We start from the raw sequence: 18,798 nt of genomic DNA, 5'->3' as shown, positions 1-18,798 counted from the left end.
CAATACGAACTATATTAGAGGTTTAGCAGAGTTCACGGAAACCGTGGAGTGCTTGGAAATCAAGGCCGCAAGCCGCCTGATCCAGATCAAGGGAGGGTTCGGGCGCTTGGGGTATCACATCAGCAATCAGCCGGGATGACAAAGCCATGACCGACGAGCGGACTGACATTGGCACCGAAACGCCAAAAACGGCCCCCAGGGTGCGGACCATCGGCGCCGGGGAAGTCGTCGATGCGCTGGGCCAGGGCTTAAGCGACTTTCGGGCCGCGCCGCTTTTCGGGCTCTTCTTCGGTGGGGTTTACGCCGTCGGCGGCATGCTGATCGTGCTCTGCGCAGCCGCGCTTGACGTCGGTTATCTCTCCTACCCCCTGGCGGTCGGCTTCGCCCTCATCGGACCTTTCGTCGCCGTCGGGCTCTACGAAGTGAGCCGGCGGCGCGAAAGCGGGACGGCGCTGGACTGGCGCGGCGTGTTGGGAGTCATCGTGGCGCAGCGCAAGCGTGAGCTGGGCTGGATGGCCTTCGTTTCGCTCTTCATCCTCGTGGTCTGGATGTATCAGGTGCGCATTCTGATCGCCCTTTTCATCGGCCTGCGCGCGCCCACTACCCTGGACGGCTTCGTCTCGGTGGTGCTGGGCACGCCGGAAGGTCTGATGTTCCTGGCGGTCGGCCACGTCATCGGTGCGGCCATGGCCCTGGTGCTGTTCTCTCTCACCGTGGTTTCCTTTCCGCTGCTGCTGGAGCGGGAGATCGATTTTGTCACCGCCATGATCACCTCGGTGCGCGCGGTGGTGACCAATCCGCTGCCGATGATCGGCTGGGCCTTCATCATCATGATCCTCTTGATGATCGCCATCGCCCCCTTCTTCATCGGTCTGTTCCTGGCGCTGCCGATCCTCGGTCACACCACCTGGCATCTCTACCGCAAGCTGGTAGCCTCGGAAGGCAAAGACCCGGAGGACCGGGCCGCGCAGCCGGCCCCGCCCCAGGCGATCTGAACGGTCCAGTCCTGCTCAGGCGGTCTTGCGCAGGCCGGGCTTACGCAGCTCGGGCTTACGCGGTTCGGGCCGGGCCCAGGCCGCCACCGTCTCGCCTTGCATACGCGTGGCCCAACTGGCCAGCAGGCGGTCACAAACCGGCAGCAGCATGCCCAGCAGCATCCGGAAAAGCAGCCCGTTCATCGGACCGGGCTTGGGCCTGACGATGAAGTCCATCTCCACCGAAACCAAATCGCCCACCGGCGTCATCGACCAGCGCCCCTGCAGGTACTCCAGGGGATAGGGGTAGTCCGCGGCCTCGGTGTCGACGACGAAGGTGAAGGCGCGGCCTTCTTCCCAGAAGGTGCAGCGCTCTCGCCAGGATCGCCCGGCGGTGTCGCTGCACTGGCGGATCATACCCAGGCCCGATCCCTCCAGCACCTGGACCTTGCCGATGTTGTCGGCGACGTCGGCGTAACCTTCCTGATCGGCCATCACGCGCCAGACCACCTCCGGCGGTGCATCCACCAGGTTCGCGGCGTGGATATGCAGGTCGCGGCCCTCGTGGCGCAGGGCAACGGCGGCACGGCCCTGATAAAGCTGCCAGAGCCCGAAACCTTGCAGCAGCACGAAGTCCAGCACCAGCAACGCCGAGAGACCGACGACCCAGACGCCGCCCGTGGTCAGAGCCTGGGGCAGGACAAGAATCAGAGCGGCGGAACCGGCAATCCAAAGAAGATCCAGGGCGATAACGAGACGGGTCAGCGGAATCGACAAGCGGGCCTGTCTGGAAACCCAAAAGGGCAGCGCGGCGAAAACCAACAACTCGATCCCGGTCAGACGCAGCAGCGCCACCGTCGAGAGGCCGAAAAGCGCCTCGGCAAGCGGGCTCATCCAGGCTGCCAGTGGGCCGGCGGCGATGATCAGGATCACCCCTGTCGTCAGAGACAGGGCGGCATTTGCTTTCAACGCGGTACGCAGCAGGCCGTCATTGGCCTGGTGTGGTAACGGCTGATTGGAGGGGAGGTCAGACATGGCTGGAAACTCCTTGATCTGAGACTGGGTGTCTTGAGTCTTGGCCTTTACGGAACTTGGGCGGCAGACTGTGCTCCACGGCGGCACCCCGCAATTACCTGACAGGTAATTGGCCGCTGGTTTCTTTTTCGCCAGAATGCCGGAATGACAGTCATGACCACCCTGAGCCGCAGCGAGAGCTTCCCCCAGCGCCTGAAGTCCTGGCGGCAGTCGCGGCGCATCTCCCAACTGGAGTTGTCGCTGCGCTGCGACGTCTCCCAGCGCCACCTCTCCTTTCTCGAATCCGGCCGGGCCCGGCCCAGCGAAGGCATGGTGCTGTCCCTCGGGCAGGCCTTGGAGATTCCCTTGCGGGAACGCAATGCCCTGCTGCTGGCGGCAGGCTTCGCCCCGCGCTACAGGGAGAGCGATCTCTCGGAGCCGGAAATGGCGGCGGTGACCAAGGCGCTGGATCATCTGCTGCAAAAGCACGAGCCCTACCCGGCGGTGGTCATCGATCACCTGGCGAACCTGCAGCGCGCCAACCAGGGCGCCGATCGCCTGATGGCGCTGCTCATGGCGGATGCTCAATCGGATCTTGCCGCCGGCGGCCAGCCGAACCTGATGCACGTGCTGTTCAGCCCCGACGGCCTGCGGCCCTACATCAAGGACTGGGAGAAGGTCGCCCATTTCCTGCTCTGTCGCATGCGGGCGGAATCAATCGCCGCCGGCGAACCGCAGGACATGGTGGACCTGATCGACGCCCTCTATCGTTATCCCGACGTGCCGCAGCACTGCCCGCTGGAAACCGCCCATGAATGGCGCGCGCCGGTGCTGACGACGACCTTCGAAAAAGACGGTCACAATTTGAGTTTCTTCACCACCATCACCACCCTGGGCACCCCCTTCGATGTGACCCTGCAGGAGGTGCGGGTCGAACACTTCTTCCCGGCGGACGAAGAGACGGAAGCGTTCTTTCGGACCTAACCCGCCCGCTCCGGGAACAGCGCTGCCAGACCGTCTGGTGAAGCTTCGGCGACGCCGCGTTCGGTGATCAGGCCGGTGACGTAGCGGCGGGGCGTCACATCGAAGGCGTAGTTGGCGACCGGGCTGCCGTCCGGCGTGATGGTGACGGTCTCGATGGCGCCGGCCGCCGTGCGGCCGGTCATCTGCGAGACCTCGTCGCCGCTGCGCTGTTCGATGGGAATTTCCTTCACCCCGTCGTGCACCCTCCAGTCGATGGTAGTCGACGGCAGGGCAACATAGAAGGGCACGCCGTTGTCGTAGGCCGCCAGAGCCTTCAGGTAGGTGCCGATCTTGTTGCAGACGTCGCCTGACGCCGTGGTGCGGTCGGTGCCGACGATGCAGAGATCGACCTGGCCGTGCTGCATCAGATGGCCGCCGACGTTGTCGGCGATGACGGTGTGAGAGACCCCGTGGTGACCCAGTTCCCAGGCGGTGAGCGAGGCGCCCTGGTTGCGCGGCCGCGTTTCGTCGGCCCAGACATGGACTGGGATGCCTTCTTCGAAGGCCATATACATCGGCGCTGTCGCGGTGCCCCAGTCGACGGTGGCCAGCCAGCCGGCGTTGCAATGGGTCAGGATGTTCACCGGCTCCCCGGCAGGCTTCTTCTGCGCGATTTCCTGAATGATCTTCAGGCCGTGGCGGCCGATGGACTGGCAGATCTCAACATCCTCGTCGCAGATCTCCCCTGCGCGCCTGTAGGCCGCTTCCAGGCGTTCGCCGCGCGGGCGGTTGCGCAGGGCCTCGCGCATCTCGTCCAGTGCCCAGCGCAGGTTCACCGCCGTCGGGCGCGTCCCGATCAGCAGATCATGGGCGCGGTCGATGGCTTCGTCACTGTCGTCTTCGCGCAGGGCGAGACAGATGCCATAGGCCGCCGTCGCACCGATCAGCGGCGCACCGCGCACCAGCATCGCCTTGATGGCATGGGCGGCATCGGCCACGGTCTTCAGGGTCACGGTTTCGAAAACGTGCGGCATCTTGGTCTGATCGATGATCTCCACCGACCAGCCGTCGCCGTTCACCCAGATGGTTCTGTATGGCTTGCCGTCGACCTTCATGAATGCCTCTCGTCCCTCTGCAATATCGAGGCGGCATCCTAAATCGGCTGAGCGGCGAGGACCAGGGTTGCTATTCGGCGGCCTGCTCGGAAGCAGATGACTCTGCCGCCTTGGGGGCCAGCAGCCAAGCGAAGACCAGGGTCGCGGCCACCGCACCCAATAACTGGGCGATGATGAAGCCCGGTGCATCGAGCGGGCGAATGCCGGAGAAAGTGTCGGTAAAGCTGCGCGCTATAGTCACCGCCGGATTGGCGAAGGAGGTCGAGGCTGTGAACCAATAGCCCGCGGTGATATAGAGCCCCACGGCATAGGCTACGGCATCGGGCCGGAACCTGACGCAGCCGAGGATCGTCGCCAGCAGGCCGAAGGTGGCGACGAACTCCGCCAGCCACTGCGCCGGGCCCGTACGCAGCTTTTCCGAAGCCTGGAACAGTGGCTCCTCGAACATCGCATGGGCGATCAGCATGCCGGCCAGGCCGCCGGCGATCTGTGCGGCCACATAGAGCAGCGCGATGCGCTTTTCCAGGGTTCCCTGCATGACAAAGGAGAGGGTTACCGCAGGATTGAAATGGGCGCCGGAAAGCGGCCCGAAGATCAGAATCAACACAACCAGAATGGCGCCGGTGGCGATGGTGTTGCCGAGCAGGGCGATGGCGGTATTCCCGCCCGCCAAGGACTCGCCCATGATGCCGGAGCCGACGACCACGGCGAGGAGAAAGGCGGTGCCGAGGGCTTCCGCAGCGAGACGGCGGGAAAGGTCTTGGTTCACGGCTCGCGACCTTTCAGGCTAAGCGGACTCTGGAAAAGACGTTGCCATCTCGTCCAGCCGCTTCTGGAGGCTCAGGTTGTCGAGGGCGCTCATCGGCAGGTTCACGAAAATCTCCGCGCGATTATGAATCTGCCCGTAGACATCGGCGAAGACCTGACGTTTCTCAGCCTCGGTGCCCTCGGCGGCAGCGGGATCGCGGAACGGCCAGTGGGCGCGCATCGGCGCACCCGGCCAGATCGGGCAAGCCTCCCCCGCCGCGTTGTCGCAGACGGTGAAGACGAAGTCCATCTGGGGCGCGCCCTCGCCCGCAAAAACATCCCAGGACTTGCTGGCCAGGTGGTCGACGGGATGGTTCAACCGCCGCAGCAGATCGATCGCATAGGGATGAACACGGCCGGCCGGATGGCTGCCGGCGCTGTAGGCCTTGAACCGCCCCGCGCCCAGGCGGTTGAGGATCGATTCCGCCAGAATGCTGCGCGCCGAGTTCCCGGTGCAGAGAAACAGCACGTTGTAAACTCTGTCAGTCATGGTCGCTTATTGCTCCTAAATCACCGGGACAGGTAAACGTCCTGTCGGTCCCATGGCCCCTGCCCCGCAAGCTCACGCTGCCGGTGCTGACTTGCCGGGCCCGTCATCTGCCGGCAGTTCTCCCAGAAGGTCGCCGCAGATTTCCGGGCGGCCATGACAGCAATCCTCGAGCAGGAAGCCGACAAGCCCGCGCATTGCGGCAAAGTCCGCCGCATAGATGATCTGACGGCTGCGCCGCTGGGAAACCAGCAGACCGCAGCGCTCCAACTGCGCCAGATGGAACGACAGCGTCGCCGGTTGAACCGCGAGGCGCTCTGCCAGAACCCCGGCCGGCAGCCCTTCCGGCCCCTCGCGGACCAGAAGCCGAAACGCCGCCAGCCGGGTTGGCTGAGCCAGGGCGCTAAGCGCAGATATGGCCAAATTCTCTTCCATATTTTTATATTTATAAAAATATCAAAATATGGCAAGCCCGAAAGATAAGCTTTATTGAATGCCTTGCAGATGGGGAGCGCTGGCCAGCCGCGCCTCAAAGCAGGCGGACCTTGTCTTCGCCGGTCGGACAATTGGCGTTGAGGGAGAAAACGAAAGTAACCTAGGTGCTGGCCGTGGCCGTCCCCAGCTTCGACGGCTCCAGGGGCGCAGATGCCCAGGGCTTTGTCTTCGCCTGTTTCCCGGCCGGCTGATTCGATGCCGCCTCGCATGTTTCCGCCTCCGGCCGCTACCGCCTTACCGGAACAGGGCGACCCCGTTCTTCCGGGATTGCGGCGGCGGCGCTTTTACGGTTCTTTGGCTCACGTTAATGCGGAGGCCTTGCAGAAATATGACAGCCCTCGCGGCTCAGGCCCGATGATTGAAAACGAGAAAGCGACAACCCTCTTATGAGTCCCATCCAGCTGCAGGGCCTCAGCGCCGTTGCAGAAGACTTCGACGCCTTCGCGCTTGACCAATACGGGGTTCTGCACAACGGGACGGAACTCTATCCCGCGGTGTTGGATTGCCTCGCGGCGCTGCGCGAGGCCGGGAAACGGGTGTTCATCCTGTCGAACTCCGGCAAACGCAAGGAGCCCAATACAGCGCGCCTGGCGGGACTTGGTATCGCCCCCGATCTCTATGAGGACTTCGTCACTTCCGGCGAGGTGACACGCGCTTTCTTGAACGGACAACCGGATGCGCTGCGTGGCGGCGGTGACAAGTCCGGTCCGCTGCGCTGCCTGCCGCTCGGCGGCAAAGCCGAGCGCGCCTTGCTGGAAGGTCTGAACGTCGAGCTGGTGGAGAGCGTTGCCGAGGCCGACTTCATGCTGCTGGCAAGCTTTGGCGACAGCCCGCCCTCGCTTGAGACCTTTCTGGGAATTCTGACGGAGGCCGGCAACAAAGGCCTGACCCTGGTCTGCGCCAACCCCGATGTAACCGGCATCACCGCCGAGGGCCTGCACCCCGCCCCGGGGGCGCTGGCGGCAAGCTATGAGGAGGCCGGCGGCAGCGTGATCTATGTGGGCAAGCCCCATCCGCTGGTTTACCGCTCCATACTTGAGGCGGTTTCCCCAATGCCGGCACGCCGCGTTCTCGCCGTAGGGGATTCCCTGGCGCACGACATCGTCGGCGCCGCCGGAGCCGGCCTCAGCAGCGCCCTGATTTTACAGGGCATCCACCGCGACGACCTCGGCAGCCCGGCGACGACACCGGATTTCAAGAGCCGCCTCGCCGCACTGACGCGCCGCTACGGCGCGCAGCCCGACTTTCTGCTTCACGGCCTGACCTGGTAGCCCGGCCTGTCGGGAAGCCTTTACCGAAGCAGTACGGCCGTTACTTGCCTTTGAAACGGCTGCGCATGGCCATATCCGCACGTGCCGCCATGTCCGCCCGCGCGGTCATATCCGCCCGCGCAGTCATATCGGCGCGGGCCGCCATATCGGCACGGGTGGTGAACTCGCCCGCGGTCATGTTGCTCGCACTGCCGATTGCCGCGTCCAGAAGGATCTCTTCCAGCCAGCCGCTGACGACATCGATGCGAACCGTGAAGTCCACCTTGTCGTAGGACCACATCTTGACGCCTTCCAGGAAGCGCTCGTCCTTCATTTCGATACCGACGTCGGCGATGTTCGTCGGTTCCTTGATCTCGACGCCCGGGCCATGAACCAGAAAGACGTAAGGGGCCTGCAGCTTGTAGTAGCTGCCCTCGTAAGAGAAACCGTAGATGCGCGCCAAGCGCGGCTTGAGCTCCGGATCGAGCTTGTCGGTCAAAGGATTCTTGTTGAACGGCCGGCCGTCGTCGTTGAACGCCTGCAAGCCCTCTTCGTCGAGCTTCAATCCACGGAAAATCCGCCCAAAAAGCCGGATCTGCGATGAAGCCAGAAGTGTCTCGTCAAAAATCGACACGTCTTTCCGGCTGTCGTTTGCATCGGCCATCGTCTTCCCCTCCTAAAAAAAGCAAAAAAGTCATTTCGCGAAAACTGGTCTTCCGGCTTGCCACTTCCCAGCCGCGATCATAGCGGCGCCTTTCCAGGCAGCAAGTGACCTTGTTTACATCTTTGTGTTTACTTCTTCATCAGTCACCCCTGACCCAACCTGAAACTGTGGTCGAACATCCGATATACGCGCTCGTAGCCGTCGGGCGCTTCAGGTTTTTGAGCATAGCTTGCCCCGCCAGTCGCGCGGCGGCGTTGAAGCCACTGCCAGCGAACCAGATAAGGGGCGGAAGCGGGCGGGGCCGGTTCCGTTGGCGCTTGCTGCTGCCGGCCGGGACCGGCGATATCGATTCCGCGGGCGCGGAAATCCCGGGCAAAAGCCTGCAGGTTATGGCCCTGCCCCAACTCGGCCATCACATCCAGATAGGTGCCGGCAGCATCCGCAAAACTCAGGTTATCCGGCCTCAGCCGCAACCAGGTCTGCGCCAGGGCTCGCCCGACAATGTCGCGGGCCTCGTGCAGCGCGTCCAGAAAAGCTGGCCGATGCTGTGCCAGGCTTTCCGATGAAGCCTGCTGGAACCGGTCCAGGCTCGCGGCCACGGTGCCGCGGTCCCAACCCCGGGGATCGGCGCTGCCGGCGATCACGCCGCGCCGCGCCAAACCATCCTGATAAATCTCGATCAGGGTATCGAAGATCGCACCGGTCAGCGGCAGTGCAAGATCATGGCCTTTGCGCCCCTGCCCGCTGGGATCGATCCACTCGCCATCAGGCGCCAACTGCAGGCCGGCGAGGTCGTCCATGACGGCCGAATTACTGGCAATACGGATCTGTTCGCTGTCCGAAAGCTCGCCGATCCGATTGAGAAAATTCAGCACATAGAGATTGCCGCCAGTCTGGTCGATCAGGTCGTCGTTGATGCTTTCGAAGTGGAGGGTCGAGAGCAGCGCCACCATGTCCGACATCGATTCGTGGAAGGCGAGGAACTGCGGTGTCAGGCCGTCCGAAGTCGGAATGCCGAGTTCCGAAAACAACAGCGTATGCCCGACTTCGTGCGCCAGCACATCGAAATTCAGGGCGAAGGGCTGGTATTCGCCATTCTTGTTCACGCGGCCGCCGGTTTCGATGAACCCAATGCCGGCGTGGGCGTTGTCCCAATCCACCTCGGGCACCAGTTCCACCTGAAAGCCGTCGCGCGGATCGTACCAGTCGACCATCTTGCCGAAGTAATCCTCCCAGATGTCCAGCACGAAGCGGACCGAGCCATACATGTGGGCGGAGAGGAACTGACGGCTGTCCGGCGGAATGTGGTCGAAGTGGCCGTCAGGCCCCGCGACGGCGGGGGGAAAAACCGCACCGCGGAAGGGCGGCATATCCGGAAAGGCGTAGGGTTCGGGCTTATCGATCGGATCAACCACCCGCATGGCGCCATCGAAGGGGCCGGGCGCGATGCTGCCGGGGGCGGGCGAAACGAGAACCGTTTCCGGTTCGGCAAAGCCCTCCAGATCGGGCATCTGCGGGAAGAGGCGGAACCGGGTACCACCGGCTACACCGTCCAGCCACCTGTGCCTATCGATCAGCATTGAAACCTCCGGGCTTCTCAGCACCCGTCCCTGTCGAGACCTTGCCACCGTCCACCGCCGCGACGCCCGAATCCCGGCGCGCGTAACGATACTCGCGCGCCAGCGCCGCGACAAAGCCCTCAAAGGTGGCAAAACCAAGCTCTTTGGAGACCTCATCCGGATCGTGCGGCAAGGCGCGGCCGAGCCGTTGTTCAAAAAACCAATCGATCAGAAAGGCCGGCGTCAGCGTCTCAATTCCTCGTGATCCTTCACCGTCATCAACAGCCGTCTTCTCTGCGGCGCGTCGGGCCAAAGCCTCGTAGCGTCCGCTGCTGCGTAACACATCCAACAGAAAGACATCCAGCTTTGCACCCGCCGATGTCGACTGCTGTTCGATTATCGCTTCGGTTTCGATCAAGCGGTCAAACCCCTCACGATCGAGATCGTTCGTCTGCGCCCAATTCTCCAAAGCCGCGCGCGACCAGAGGCCGTTGCGCCGCCGCAGATGGTTGAGCGCGACGCGGCGTTCTTCCAGGCTCGGCGCTGGCACCGCGGTCTGCGTTTTACAGGCGAAGCGCAGCACCGCCAGAGGCCGCAGATCAGCGTAAAGGCCCGGCTCCAGACGCAGCTCGTCCAGTACCCGCTGTTCAACGGCCGTGACCGCAGTGCCCGCCTGCCCAGCACTCCCGGCGTCATCGGATTCGACAAACTGCGCCCAAAGCGTCGTACGCTCGAAAACGAAAGACTTCGCTTCGGCTTGCAGGGCCTCTTCGGTCTCGTTCGTTCGCAGGGCTTCGAGAAGCGCCTTTGCGTCATCGCCTTTCTGCCAGACCCGCCCCTGAGACAGCCAATCCAGCAGGCTTCCGCTCTGCGCCGCCGGAACGGCGATGGCGTTCATAACCTCCGGCAGCACAGACAGGCTCCGATCACGATAGAACCGCTCCTTGAACGCCGCCACGATCCGGTCACGCAAGCGATCGTCGATGACACCCTCTGCCGCCGCACGGGCAAAAGTCGATCGTAGATCCACCATGGCATCGGAAAGAGCGGGAAAACCCAATTCGGCAGGGCCGTGGATCACCGCGACCTCATCGTCGTCCTCAAAATCCTCCGCGTCGTAAGGTCGATAGACGCCATCGCGGAAAGCTTCGAAGATGCGGCCCACGCCGTGCATGCCGAAGCGTTCCAGTTCGGCCGCCCTCAAGGCACCCATGCTGGCAGCGCCGTAGACTTTTACACCCTGATCGATGGCCCAGAGGATTTCCTTGTGCCAAACCGAAGGGACTTCCTGGAAATAACCGTCGACGATCCCAATCGCCCGCGGCCGGCGTTCGCGCACCACCCGGTAGACATCGCCCTGGCGCACAGGGGGGCGAAAGTCCGCTTCGATCAGGTTTTGCGCTTCGCGAAGCGGCAGGCTCGGTCCGAGGAAGACAGTCGCCGTCATCGCGCAGCCTGCGCGCCGGGAAGGTCAAGCCCGTGCGCCCTTGCCCGCCGCCCGGGCTTGTAATCGCTGCCCGCGCCCTGATAGGCGCCTTCCAGACCCGAAGCGACGACCCGGGCGACCGGGATGCCAATCTCGGGCCTGCTGAGATCGACGGCGACAAGGTCGTCAACCCCGACCTTGGCAAGCCGTGTCACCACCGCCGCAAGATCACCGGCAATGCTGTCTCCGGCAAGGCTCGGGACGGCTGCAAAGCTGCGGCGCGGCGGGTCGGCCAACCAGAGCTGAGCGGTGCGGTTGCGCGCCAGCTTTGCGGCGGAGTCGTAGCTCTCCGGCACATAGTCGTCGCGCGAACCGGCGATACGGGTGGTGCGCGACTGCGCCGCTTCCGTCAAAGCGCGCAGCAGGGCGATCTCCCGGTCGGGATGGCAGCCCGCACCCAGTTCCGCTTCGACAGCCGTATCGCTGGGCTCGGCCACGGCGCAGCAGAACACCGGTACACCGACATCGGACGTCACATCCCAGATGCCGACATCCAGACCGGCGGCGCGGTAGCGGTCGAGAAGCGCGGCCGCCGCATCGCTTTCCACCGTCGCCGCATCGAGCTTGCTGGCAGCCCGCGCCGCGTCTCCGCCGAGCCGCCAGAGGCTGAGCGCATCGCGCTCGATCAGTTCACAGAGCGCGTGAAGCTGCGCTTCCTCCTGCGTGTTGCCGGAGGCAAGACCGTTTGTGTTGGCCGGGAAGGCAAAGCTGCCCGGCGGTTGCGGCAGGGTAAAGTCGGTGGAGACCAGTTCCAGAGGCACCCAGCGCGACCCCCCACTCGCAAGCCTGTTCCCCTCAATCCAGGAAATCGGATGGTCGGGAAGAAAGTCACCGAGCGCCGAGAAGGGCAGGCCCGCGACACCGATCACGGGATGACCGGCGGCCAAGTCATGCAGCGAAGCCACCTTCACCGGCGCAGCAATGGTTTCGGCATGATAGGTTTCGACCGCTTCCATGAAAGCGGAGACCTTCGCTTCCGCCGCGGTCAGCCCCTTGCCCTGGGAGACGGCAACCGAGCGGGAGAGCGGACGACAGGCCATGTAGACGGGGATGCCGATATTGTCGAGGCCGGTCACATTGGCAAGACGCGTGATGCCCATCTTGTCGGCGAGCGGCAAAACCCGATCCAGGGTTTCCGCCGGCCGGCGGCTGCGATGGGTACCGCCGCGATAGACCTTGGTGGAGTCCGGTACGGCGGCGCTCGTTGCCTGTCGCGCCTCGGCTGGACCGTCGTTTCGGCCGACCGCTTCTGCCCCGGAGGTCATCCGCTGTTGCGTCCGCGCGCTGTCGCCAGCAAGGCGGTCGCCGCGGCGTAGTCGGCCGTTCCGGCCATGCCCTCCAGGCCGACGAGACGCGGCGCAAGGGTTGCGCGGGCATCATCCGTCAGGCCCTGGCCACGCAACAGGCCCGCCAGGCTGGTCGCCGCGCGGAGGGCGAGGGTGCGGGCGCCTTGATCCGTCGATAGATCGAGGGCGCCTTGGTAGGCGGCAATGGCCGGCTCGGGATCGTTCGGCATGCGCAATTGCAAAAGATAGCCGATGCGCCGGCGCAGCTCCGGCGCCCAGATGCGCAGGCCCATGGCCTCGAACTTCGCCTGAGCAGCCGTTGTCTCCTCCAGCGCCTCGTCGATGCGCCCGTTCATGGCCAACACCTCGGCGAACATGTCGTAGTAGACCGGGAAATCCTCTTCCGTGCCGATGGCGATCTGCCGCTCGAGACCCGCACGGATTTCGCTCAACCCCTTGGAGGGATCGCCCAGCCTGGCATGAGCCCAGCCGCAGAAAACCAGTGCCTTGGCTCTGTGGTCCGAGAATCCCTGATCCTCGGCAAAAGTGATCATCTCTTCGGCGATCCGCAAGACCTCCACTGCATCGCGCCGATAGAGGCGGTGCATGATGTTGATGTCTTTCAGATGCATCCAACTGCCGCCATGCCCCAGCGTCTCCATCCAGCGCTGTGCACGCCGCTCGGATTCCATCGCCTCCTCGGGCTTGCCGAGAAGCCAGTAGACAAGCGAACGCTCGCCATGACCACAGACCTTGGCATCATGGTTGCCGTAAAGCGTCGCATGGGTGCGGTAGTCGCCCTTTTCATAGAGGTCAAGGCCGCTGGCGATGTGATCCATGCAGTTATGAAAGTCACCGCTGTTGAAGTGCGAAGCCCACTGACAGTGGTGGGCCTGCAGCATCAATTCATCATCGTTACGCGCCTGCGCGCGACTTAGCAGCTCATCGGCGCGCTGATGCATCTCGTTGAAATTGCGCGACCGACGCCACCACCCCCAATAGACGGGAAAGTGATCGCGGGATTCCGGCAGGCTGCGGCACAGCTCGTAGCCCTGGCTGTAGATCTCTTCGACCTCTTTGGAGCCCGGACCGTGAAGCGCGATCAAGGCCGGCCCGAGGTGGATGAGAAGCTGCAGATGGAGCCCCTTGGACTCCTTCACGACCGGTAACTCGTCCAGCGCCTCCAGGCCGCGGCGCAGATGATGCACCGCCTCGACAATCGCAGACTGAGCAAGGCTGAGACGCCCGGCCTGCAGCCACAACCGCACGGCCTCTTCGTGCAGGCCCGCCGCACTGACATGGTGAGCCAGCAGGTCGGGACGCTCTTCCTCAATTCGCGGCCGCAGTTTTCTCAGGCCCTGGGCGGTTTCGGCATGAAGACGCTGGCGCTCTTCGCGAAGCAGCGAAGCATAGGCCGCTTCCTGCACCAGTCCGTGCTTGAAGACGAAGTTTTCCTTGCCGCGTTGATCGACCTCGCGAAGCACCAGGCCGGCATCCGAGAGAGTGACGAGGGCGGCATTCAGATGCGCCGGATCGAAGCCGCCCACCGTGGAGATCAGCTCGCGCGAAAACGAGCGCCCCAGAACCGCCCCGACACGGGCGACAACCTTGGCCGGACCGACGCGGTCCAGTCTCTCCATCAGCGAGTCGTGCAGAGAGATCGGCACGCGGGAGGTTTCATTGGGCCGCGGACCCCGGCCCCGGGCCGCCTGCTCGAAATCGAGTTCGATCACCGACTTGGTCAGCTCCTCGACAAACAGCGGAATACCGTCGGCCTTCTCGGCGATCTCGCCGACAACTGCCTTCGACAGGGAGGTCCCCTGAGCCAGGCTGGCAATCAGCGCCTGGGCATCTTTGGCCGGCAAGCGGCCGAGTTCGAGTTGAGTTACATGGGCAAGAGATTCCCAAGGCGCATAGAAGCCGCTGCGGGACGTCACCAGAACCTGCGCGCGCTTGTCGGGGATCGAATGGATGACGCGGTCCAGGAGTTCGACGGAGGTCGGATCGAGCCACTGGAAATCGTCGACCACAACGACGACGGGCTGCAGCTTGCTGAGAACGGTGAAATAATCGACGATCGTCTGCAGGGTGCGTTCCCGGTTCTGCTTGGCAGCGGTCTGCGACTGCGGATTGTCGATGGAAACCGGGGTCAGCAGATTGGCGAAGACCTCCACCCGGGCTTCCCGCTCCGCCCCCTCGCCTTTCACAACGGCGTCCAGTTTCTCGCGAATCTCGGCAGGTCCGTCGCCGTGATCGATCCCGGCAATCAGGCGGAAGCGCTGAATGATCGGATGCAGCGGCGAATCCTGATTGTACGGCGTCGCCTGGTAGATCTGAACGGTCGCTTCCTGCTCGACCTCGCGCAGGAACTGATGGGTCAGCCGCGACTTGCCGATGCCCGGCTCGCCGGAAATCACCAGCACCCGCCCGCGCGCCTCCTGAACCTGCTGCCACTGGGCGCGCAGCAGATCCAAAGGCTCACTGCGGTCGGCGAAAGAGGTCTGGGTCCAGCGGCCGAAATTGACGTCGCTGCGGTCGCCTCTGTGCTCACGGAGCACCCGCCAGGTACGCACCGGTTCGCTGATGCCGTGAAACTCCCGGCTCCCCAGATCCTCAAAGTCGAAAACATCCTGGGTCAGGCGATAGGTCACATCGGCGACGACGATCTCGTTCGGCCCGGCAATCCCCTGAACCCTGGCAGCGAGATTCGGCGCCACACCGATGGCCGGCTGTTCCACCGCCGCCCCGCCGCCGATCAGGTCGCCGACGATCACCACACCCGAGGCGATACCAATCCGCACCGCCAATTGGGTGTCCGCCGGCATCTCCAGCGCGCCGATTCCCTCCGTGATGCTGAGCGCCGCGTGCAGCGCATGGGTCGGCGCATCTTCGTGGGCCATGGGGTAGCCGAAGTAGGCCAGGATGCCGTCGCCGACATAGCGGGCAATGAAACCTTCGTGGGTGCCGATGATGGAGGCGCAGTAGGTCTGATAGCGCCGCACGACCTCCAGCAAATCCTCCGCCTCCAAACGCTCGGAGAGGACGGTGGAGCCGACAATGTCGCAGAACATGACCGTAAGATGACGGCGCTCAGCCGGTACCCGGTCCGTTTTTGCCCCGGCGCCGCTTTGCGGATTGTCCTCGGCACCGCTCAGTGCTTCGGCGGCGCGCAGCAGGCGCTTGCGCTGGCCGAGAGTCAGGCCGAGCTGGCGCAGATCCTCTTCACTGAGGTCGGGCACCAGATCGAGGTCGACATCGTTTTCTTCGAAGGTATCAGCCAGGCCCCCGAGGCCGATAGCCGTCAGCCAGCGCCGAATGGCCATCGCCTGAATCCCTTTTCCTCAAAAGAACGGCCAACTGCGGCAGGCGCCGTCCCGCAAGATCCGGCCCGCCACTTGCTGCCGGCCTGTGACCATCTTGTGACCCTCGGGCTTGTGACCCCCGGGCTTGTGACCCCCGGGCTTGTGACCCCCGGCCAGCCTGCAGCGAGATTCCAGCCGGCATCGCACCGGGAATCCGCGATGGCATCGGCAGCAATGGCCAGCAGAGAAGATGCTTTGATCACGTTCCGTATCCCCAAGAGCCTCTATACTACCCCGGACGGAACGGCGTCGACGTGTTTTCTCTCACAATCCCGTTGGTTTTCGGTACCGGGCGACCATTGCCCCTGCCCAACTCCCGCTTGGCTTGTGGAAACCGATGCGCCAGAATCCCGACCTGCGCCAAAGCCTCAGTCGGCGCCACTCCGCAGCGACCGTGGCACGATACCGCCAATCTGCTCTGTGACTTTCTCTGCCGCCGCAACCACCTTGGCGCCGAGTTCCCCCAGACGGCCCTGAGTCACCCGCACCGACGGACCGGAAATGGATATACCGGCGATCACCTCGCCGTGCTCATTGTGAACAGTGGCGGCGACGCAGCGCATGCCGACGGTATGCTCCTCGTCGTCGACCCCCCAGCCGCGCTGGCGAATCTGCCGCAATTGCTCGCGCAGAACAGTTGGGTCTACGATCGTGTGGTCGGTAAAGCGCTGCATCCCCCGTTTCTGGAGAAAGTCGCGCAACGCATTCCCATCCATCTCCGCAAGCATGGCCTTGCCGATGGCCGAGGAATGCATCGGCGCACGGCGCCCGGGCCGAAAGAAGGCCCGCATGGGCGCATGGCTTTCGAACTGCGTCACGTAGACAAGCTCACCCTTGTCCTCAACCGCCAGATTGATGGTCTCGCCCACCTCTTCCATGAGCCGGCGCATGACCGGCCGTCCAAGGGAGATGATTTTGCGTGACCGCAGAAAGGCATTGCCGACGTTGAAAGCGCCCACCCCGACGACCCAAACGCCATACTCGTCGTCAAAATCGGCAAACCGCCGTTGCTGCAAGGTGGTCAGCAGGCGATGGGTCGTGGAAGGCGCAAGGCCAACCGATTGGGAAAGATCCGTCAGGCTCATCCCATCGGACTCCGCCAGCCGTTCCAGAATCGAAATGGCGCGGTCGAGCGATTGAACCTGGCCCCCCTGTGCCGCCGTTTTGCGCAGCGGACCCTTTGCGGGATCGCGCACGCGCGCCGCCGTTCTTGCCATTCTCAAGACTCCATCCATTGCCGAAAACCGGCATTCATCGGCTGCGCAGCATAGGGATGAAGGCACCGTCATGTAAGCCTGAAAGCGGTGATGCAGGAACCTGGTCTATCGTTTTTGGGATCCACTTCCGCAATTCACCGGGTTAGCGACGGCGATGAAACCCACGGATTCTGGCATTTTCTCATCATATTTCCACAATGTGGAATTTATTTTCATTTTTCTTGCTTTCGTGCATGCAATCCCTATTTTCAGCGTCAAGGACAACGAACAAAACGAGAGAGGGAGTCGATCATGCCCAAGATGACCGCCGCCGAAGCCGCCGTCCGCGTTATGGAAAAAGAGGGTGTCACCGCCGCCTTCGGTGTTCCCGGCGCCGCGATCAACCCGCTCTACGCAGCCCTGCGTCAGCGCCAGACCATCGATCATGTCCTGGCCCGCCACGTCGAGGGCGCTTCGCACATGGCCGAGGGTTATACCCGGACGAAGGCCGGCAACATCGGGGTCTGCATCGGCACCTCAGGACCCGCCGGCACCGACATGATCACCGGGCTCTACTCCGCCTCGGCGGACTCGATTCCAATCCTCTGCATCACCGGTCAGGCGCCGCGCGCCAAGCTGAACAAAGAGGACTTCCAGGCCGTCGACATCGAATCCATCGCCAAGCCCGTCACCAAGTGGGCTGTCACGGTGCAAGAGCCCGCCCTGGTGCCGCGGGCCTTCCAACAGGCCTTTCACCTGATGCGCTCCGGCCGTCCGGGGCCCGTGCTGATCGACCTGCCGGTCGACGTGCAGATGGCCGAGATCGAATTCGACGACGAGACCTATGAACCACTGCCGGTCTACAAGCCCGCCGCCTCGCGCCGCCAGATCGAAAAGGCGTTGACCATGCTGGACACAGCGGAAAAGCCGCTGATCGTGGCCGGGGGCGGCGTGATCAACGCCGACGCCTCCGATCTGCTGGTCGCGTTCGCGGAGACCACCGGCATTCCGGTCATCCCCACCCTTATGGGCTGGGGTTCGATCCCCGACGATCATCCGCTGATGGCCGGCATGGTCGGCTTGCAGACCAGTCACCGCTACGGCAACGCGACTTTCCTGCAATCGGACTTCGTCCTCGGCATCGGCAACCGCTGGGCCAACCGCCATACCGGCTCCATCGAGGTCTACACGAAGGATCGCAAGTTCGTTCATGTGGATATCGAGCCGACCCAGATCGGCCGGGTTTTCATGCCCGACTACGGCATTGTCTCCGACGCCAAGGCGGCGCTGGAACTCTTCGTCGAGGTCGCGCGGGAATGGAAGGCGGCCGGCAAGCTAAGGGATCGCAGCGCCTGGGCCGGTGAATGCGAACACCGCAAGCAGCATATGCTGCGCAAGACCCACTTCGACAGCGTGCCGCTGAAGCCGCAGCGGGTCTATGAGGAGATGAAAGAGGTCTTCGGGCGCGACACCTGTTACGTGACCACCATCGGGTTGTCGCAGATCGCCGCCGCCCAGTTCCTCAACGTTTATCACCCGCGCAACTGGATCAACTGCGGCCAGGCCGGCCCGCTGGGCTGGACCATGCCCGCCGCGTTGGGGGTGCGCAAAGCCGACCCGGAGCGCGAGATCGTCGCCATCTCCGGCGACTACGATTTTCAGTTCATGATCGAAGAGCTGGCCGTCGGCGCCCAGTTCAAGCTGCCCTACATCCATGTGGTGGTGAACAACTCCTATCTCGGCCTTATCCGCCAGGCACAGCGCGGCTTCGAGATGGATTACAACGTCCAGCTTTCGTTCCAGAACGTGAATGCGCCGGACCTCGGCGACTATGGCGTCGACCATGTGGCGGTGGCCGAGGGCCTGGGCTGCAAGGCGATCCGGGTGAAGAGCCCCAACGAATTCAAGGAGGCTTTCGCCGAGGCCCACAGGCTGATGGCTGAGTTCCAGGTACCGGTTGTGGTAGAGTTCATACTGGAGCGCGTGACCAACGTCTCCATGGGCACGGAGCTGGACGCGGTCAACGAATTCGAAGAAATTCTCTGCCTTGATCCCTCGCTAGGGACCGATGGCGTGCCGATCACCCGGGAAAACGCCGGGATCGACGAAGATGTGAACGAACTGGAGCCCGCCGAATAGG

General features: G+C 63.5%; 15 protein-coding genes. 4 read left to right on the top strand and 11 right to left on the bottom strand.

Annotated features, from left to right (window positions below; translation table 11 throughout):
- Nucleotides 1–146 precede the first annotated feature (146 nt).
- Entirely contained in the window at nucleotides 147–995 is an 849-nt protein-coding gene (locus tag ACP146_RS05265; protein WP_422365716.1) for a DUF2189 domain-containing protein, read from the top strand.
- A 15-nt stretch (nucleotides 996–1,010) separates the two neighbouring features.
- On the opposite strand, the gene ACP146_RS05260 is transcribed toward ACP146_RS05265, so the two are convergent.
- Nucleotides 1,011–2,009: a type II toxin-antitoxin system RatA family toxin gene (locus tag ACP146_RS05260; RefSeq protein WP_422365715.1), complete on the bottom strand. Its 999-nt coding sequence runs from the start codon at nucleotides 2,007–2,009 to the stop codon at nucleotides 1,011–1,013.
- 144 nt (nucleotides 2,010–2,153) lie between these two features.
- On the opposite strand from ACP146_RS05260, the gene ACP146_RS05255 reads away from it, so the two are divergent.
- Nucleotides 2,154–2,972 carry a helix-turn-helix domain-containing protein gene (locus ACP146_RS05255; RefSeq protein ID WP_425032273.1) on the top strand — a complete coding sequence of 273 codons (819 nt, stop codon included), beginning with the start codon at nucleotides 2,154–2,156 and terminating at the stop codon, nucleotides 2,970–2,972.
- Here ACP146_RS05255 and mtnA read toward each other — a convergent pair.
- The 4 genes from mtnA to ACP146_RS05235 all read right to left on the bottom strand — a co-directional run bounded on the left by mtnA (nucleotide 2,969) and on the right by ACP146_RS05235 (nucleotide 5,783).
- Complete coding sequence (gene mtnA / locus ACP146_RS05250) at nucleotides 2,969–4,066, bottom strand: S-methyl-5-thioribose-1-phosphate isomerase (protein WP_422365713.1); 1,098 nt, start codon at nucleotides 4,064–4,066, stop codon at nucleotides 2,969–2,971. The two genes, ACP146_RS05255 and mtnA, sit on opposite strands and share 4 nt — an antisense overlap.
- Before the next feature lie 70 nt (nucleotides 4,067–4,136).
- Entirely contained in the window at nucleotides 4,137–4,835 is a 699-nt protein-coding gene (locus tag ACP146_RS05245; protein ID WP_422365712.1) for an MIP/aquaporin family protein, read from the bottom strand.
- Between the two features lie 18 nt (nucleotides 4,836–4,853).
- Nucleotides 4,854–5,363: an arsenate reductase ArsC gene (locus ACP146_RS05240; protein WP_422365711.1), complete on the bottom strand. Its 510-nt coding sequence runs from the start codon at nucleotides 5,361–5,363 to the stop codon at nucleotides 4,854–4,856.
- A 72-nt stretch (nucleotides 5,364–5,435) separates the two neighbouring features.
- Nucleotides 5,436–5,783: an ArsR/SmtB family transcription factor gene (locus ACP146_RS05235; RefSeq protein WP_422365710.1), complete on the bottom strand. Its 348-nt coding sequence runs from the start codon at nucleotides 5,781–5,783 to the stop codon at nucleotides 5,436–5,438.
- Nucleotides 5,784–6,241: 458 nt separating this feature from the next.
- On the opposite strand from ACP146_RS05235, the gene ACP146_RS05230 reads away from it, so the two are divergent.
- Nucleotides 6,242–7,126: a TIGR01459 family HAD-type hydrolase gene (locus ACP146_RS05230; RefSeq protein ID WP_422365709.1), complete on the top strand. Its 885-nt coding sequence runs from the start codon at nucleotides 6,242–6,244 to the stop codon at nucleotides 7,124–7,126.
- A gap of 40 nt (nucleotides 7,127–7,166) precedes the next feature.
- On the opposite strand, the gene ACP146_RS05225 is transcribed toward ACP146_RS05230, so the two are convergent.
- The 6 genes from ACP146_RS05225 to bhcR all read right to left on the bottom strand — a co-directional run bounded on the left by ACP146_RS05225 (nucleotide 7,167) and on the right by bhcR (nucleotide 16,679).
- A complete protein-coding gene (locus tag ACP146_RS05225) occupies nucleotides 7,167–7,769 on the bottom strand; it encodes a hypothetical protein (protein ID WP_422365708.1) in 603 nt (200 codons plus the stop codon).
- A 143-nt stretch (nucleotides 7,770–7,912) separates the two neighbouring features.
- Nucleotides 7,913–9,349: a hypothetical protein gene (locus ACP146_RS05220; RefSeq protein ID WP_422365707.1), complete on the bottom strand. Its 1,437-nt coding sequence runs from the start codon at nucleotides 9,347–9,349 to the stop codon at nucleotides 7,913–7,915.
- Nucleotides 9,336–10,775: a TfuA-like protein gene (locus tag ACP146_RS05215; protein ID WP_422365706.1), complete on the bottom strand. Its 1,440-nt coding sequence runs from the start codon at nucleotides 10,773–10,775 to the stop codon at nucleotides 9,336–9,338. Before ACP146_RS05215 ends, ACP146_RS05220 begins: the two co-directional genes overlap by 14 nt.
- Complete coding sequence (locus ACP146_RS05210) at nucleotides 10,772–12,079, bottom strand: YcaO-like family protein (RefSeq protein ID WP_422365705.1); 1,308 nt, start codon at nucleotides 12,077–12,079, stop codon at nucleotides 10,772–10,774. Before ACP146_RS05210 ends, ACP146_RS05215 begins: the two co-directional genes overlap by 4 nt.
- The gene (locus ACP146_RS05205; RefSeq protein ID WP_422365704.1) at nucleotides 12,076–15,423 is read right to left on the bottom strand and encodes an ATP-binding protein; all 3,348 of its coding nucleotides are present in this window, start codon (nucleotides 15,421–15,423) and stop codon (nucleotides 12,076–12,078) included. Before ACP146_RS05205 ends, ACP146_RS05210 begins: the two co-directional genes overlap by 4 nt.
- Nucleotides 15,424–15,830: 407 nt before the next feature.
- Nucleotides 15,831–16,679: an HTH-type transcriptional regulator BhcR gene (gene bhcR, locus ACP146_RS05200; RefSeq protein ID WP_422365703.1), complete on the bottom strand. Its 849-nt coding sequence runs from the start codon at nucleotides 16,677–16,679 to the stop codon at nucleotides 15,831–15,833.
- 291 nt (nucleotides 16,680–16,970) lie between these two features.
- Here bhcR and gcl point away from each other — a divergent pair, with 291 nt between their 5' ends.
- Complete coding sequence (gcl, locus tag ACP146_RS05195; protein ID WP_422365702.1) at nucleotides 16,971–18,797, top strand: glyoxylate carboligase; 1,827 nt, start codon at nucleotides 16,971–16,973, stop codon at nucleotides 18,795–18,797.
- Nucleotide 18,798: the final 1 nt, after the last annotated feature.

The sequence above is a fragment of the Pelagibius sp. genome (genome assembly GCF_965249265.1).
In the GTDB taxonomy this organism is placed as follows: Bacteria; Pseudomonadota; Alphaproteobacteria; order Kiloniellales; family Kiloniellaceae; genus Pelagibius.
Note: the sequence above shows the minus strand (reverse complement) of the source record. Positions and strands in the feature narration are given on the sequence as shown.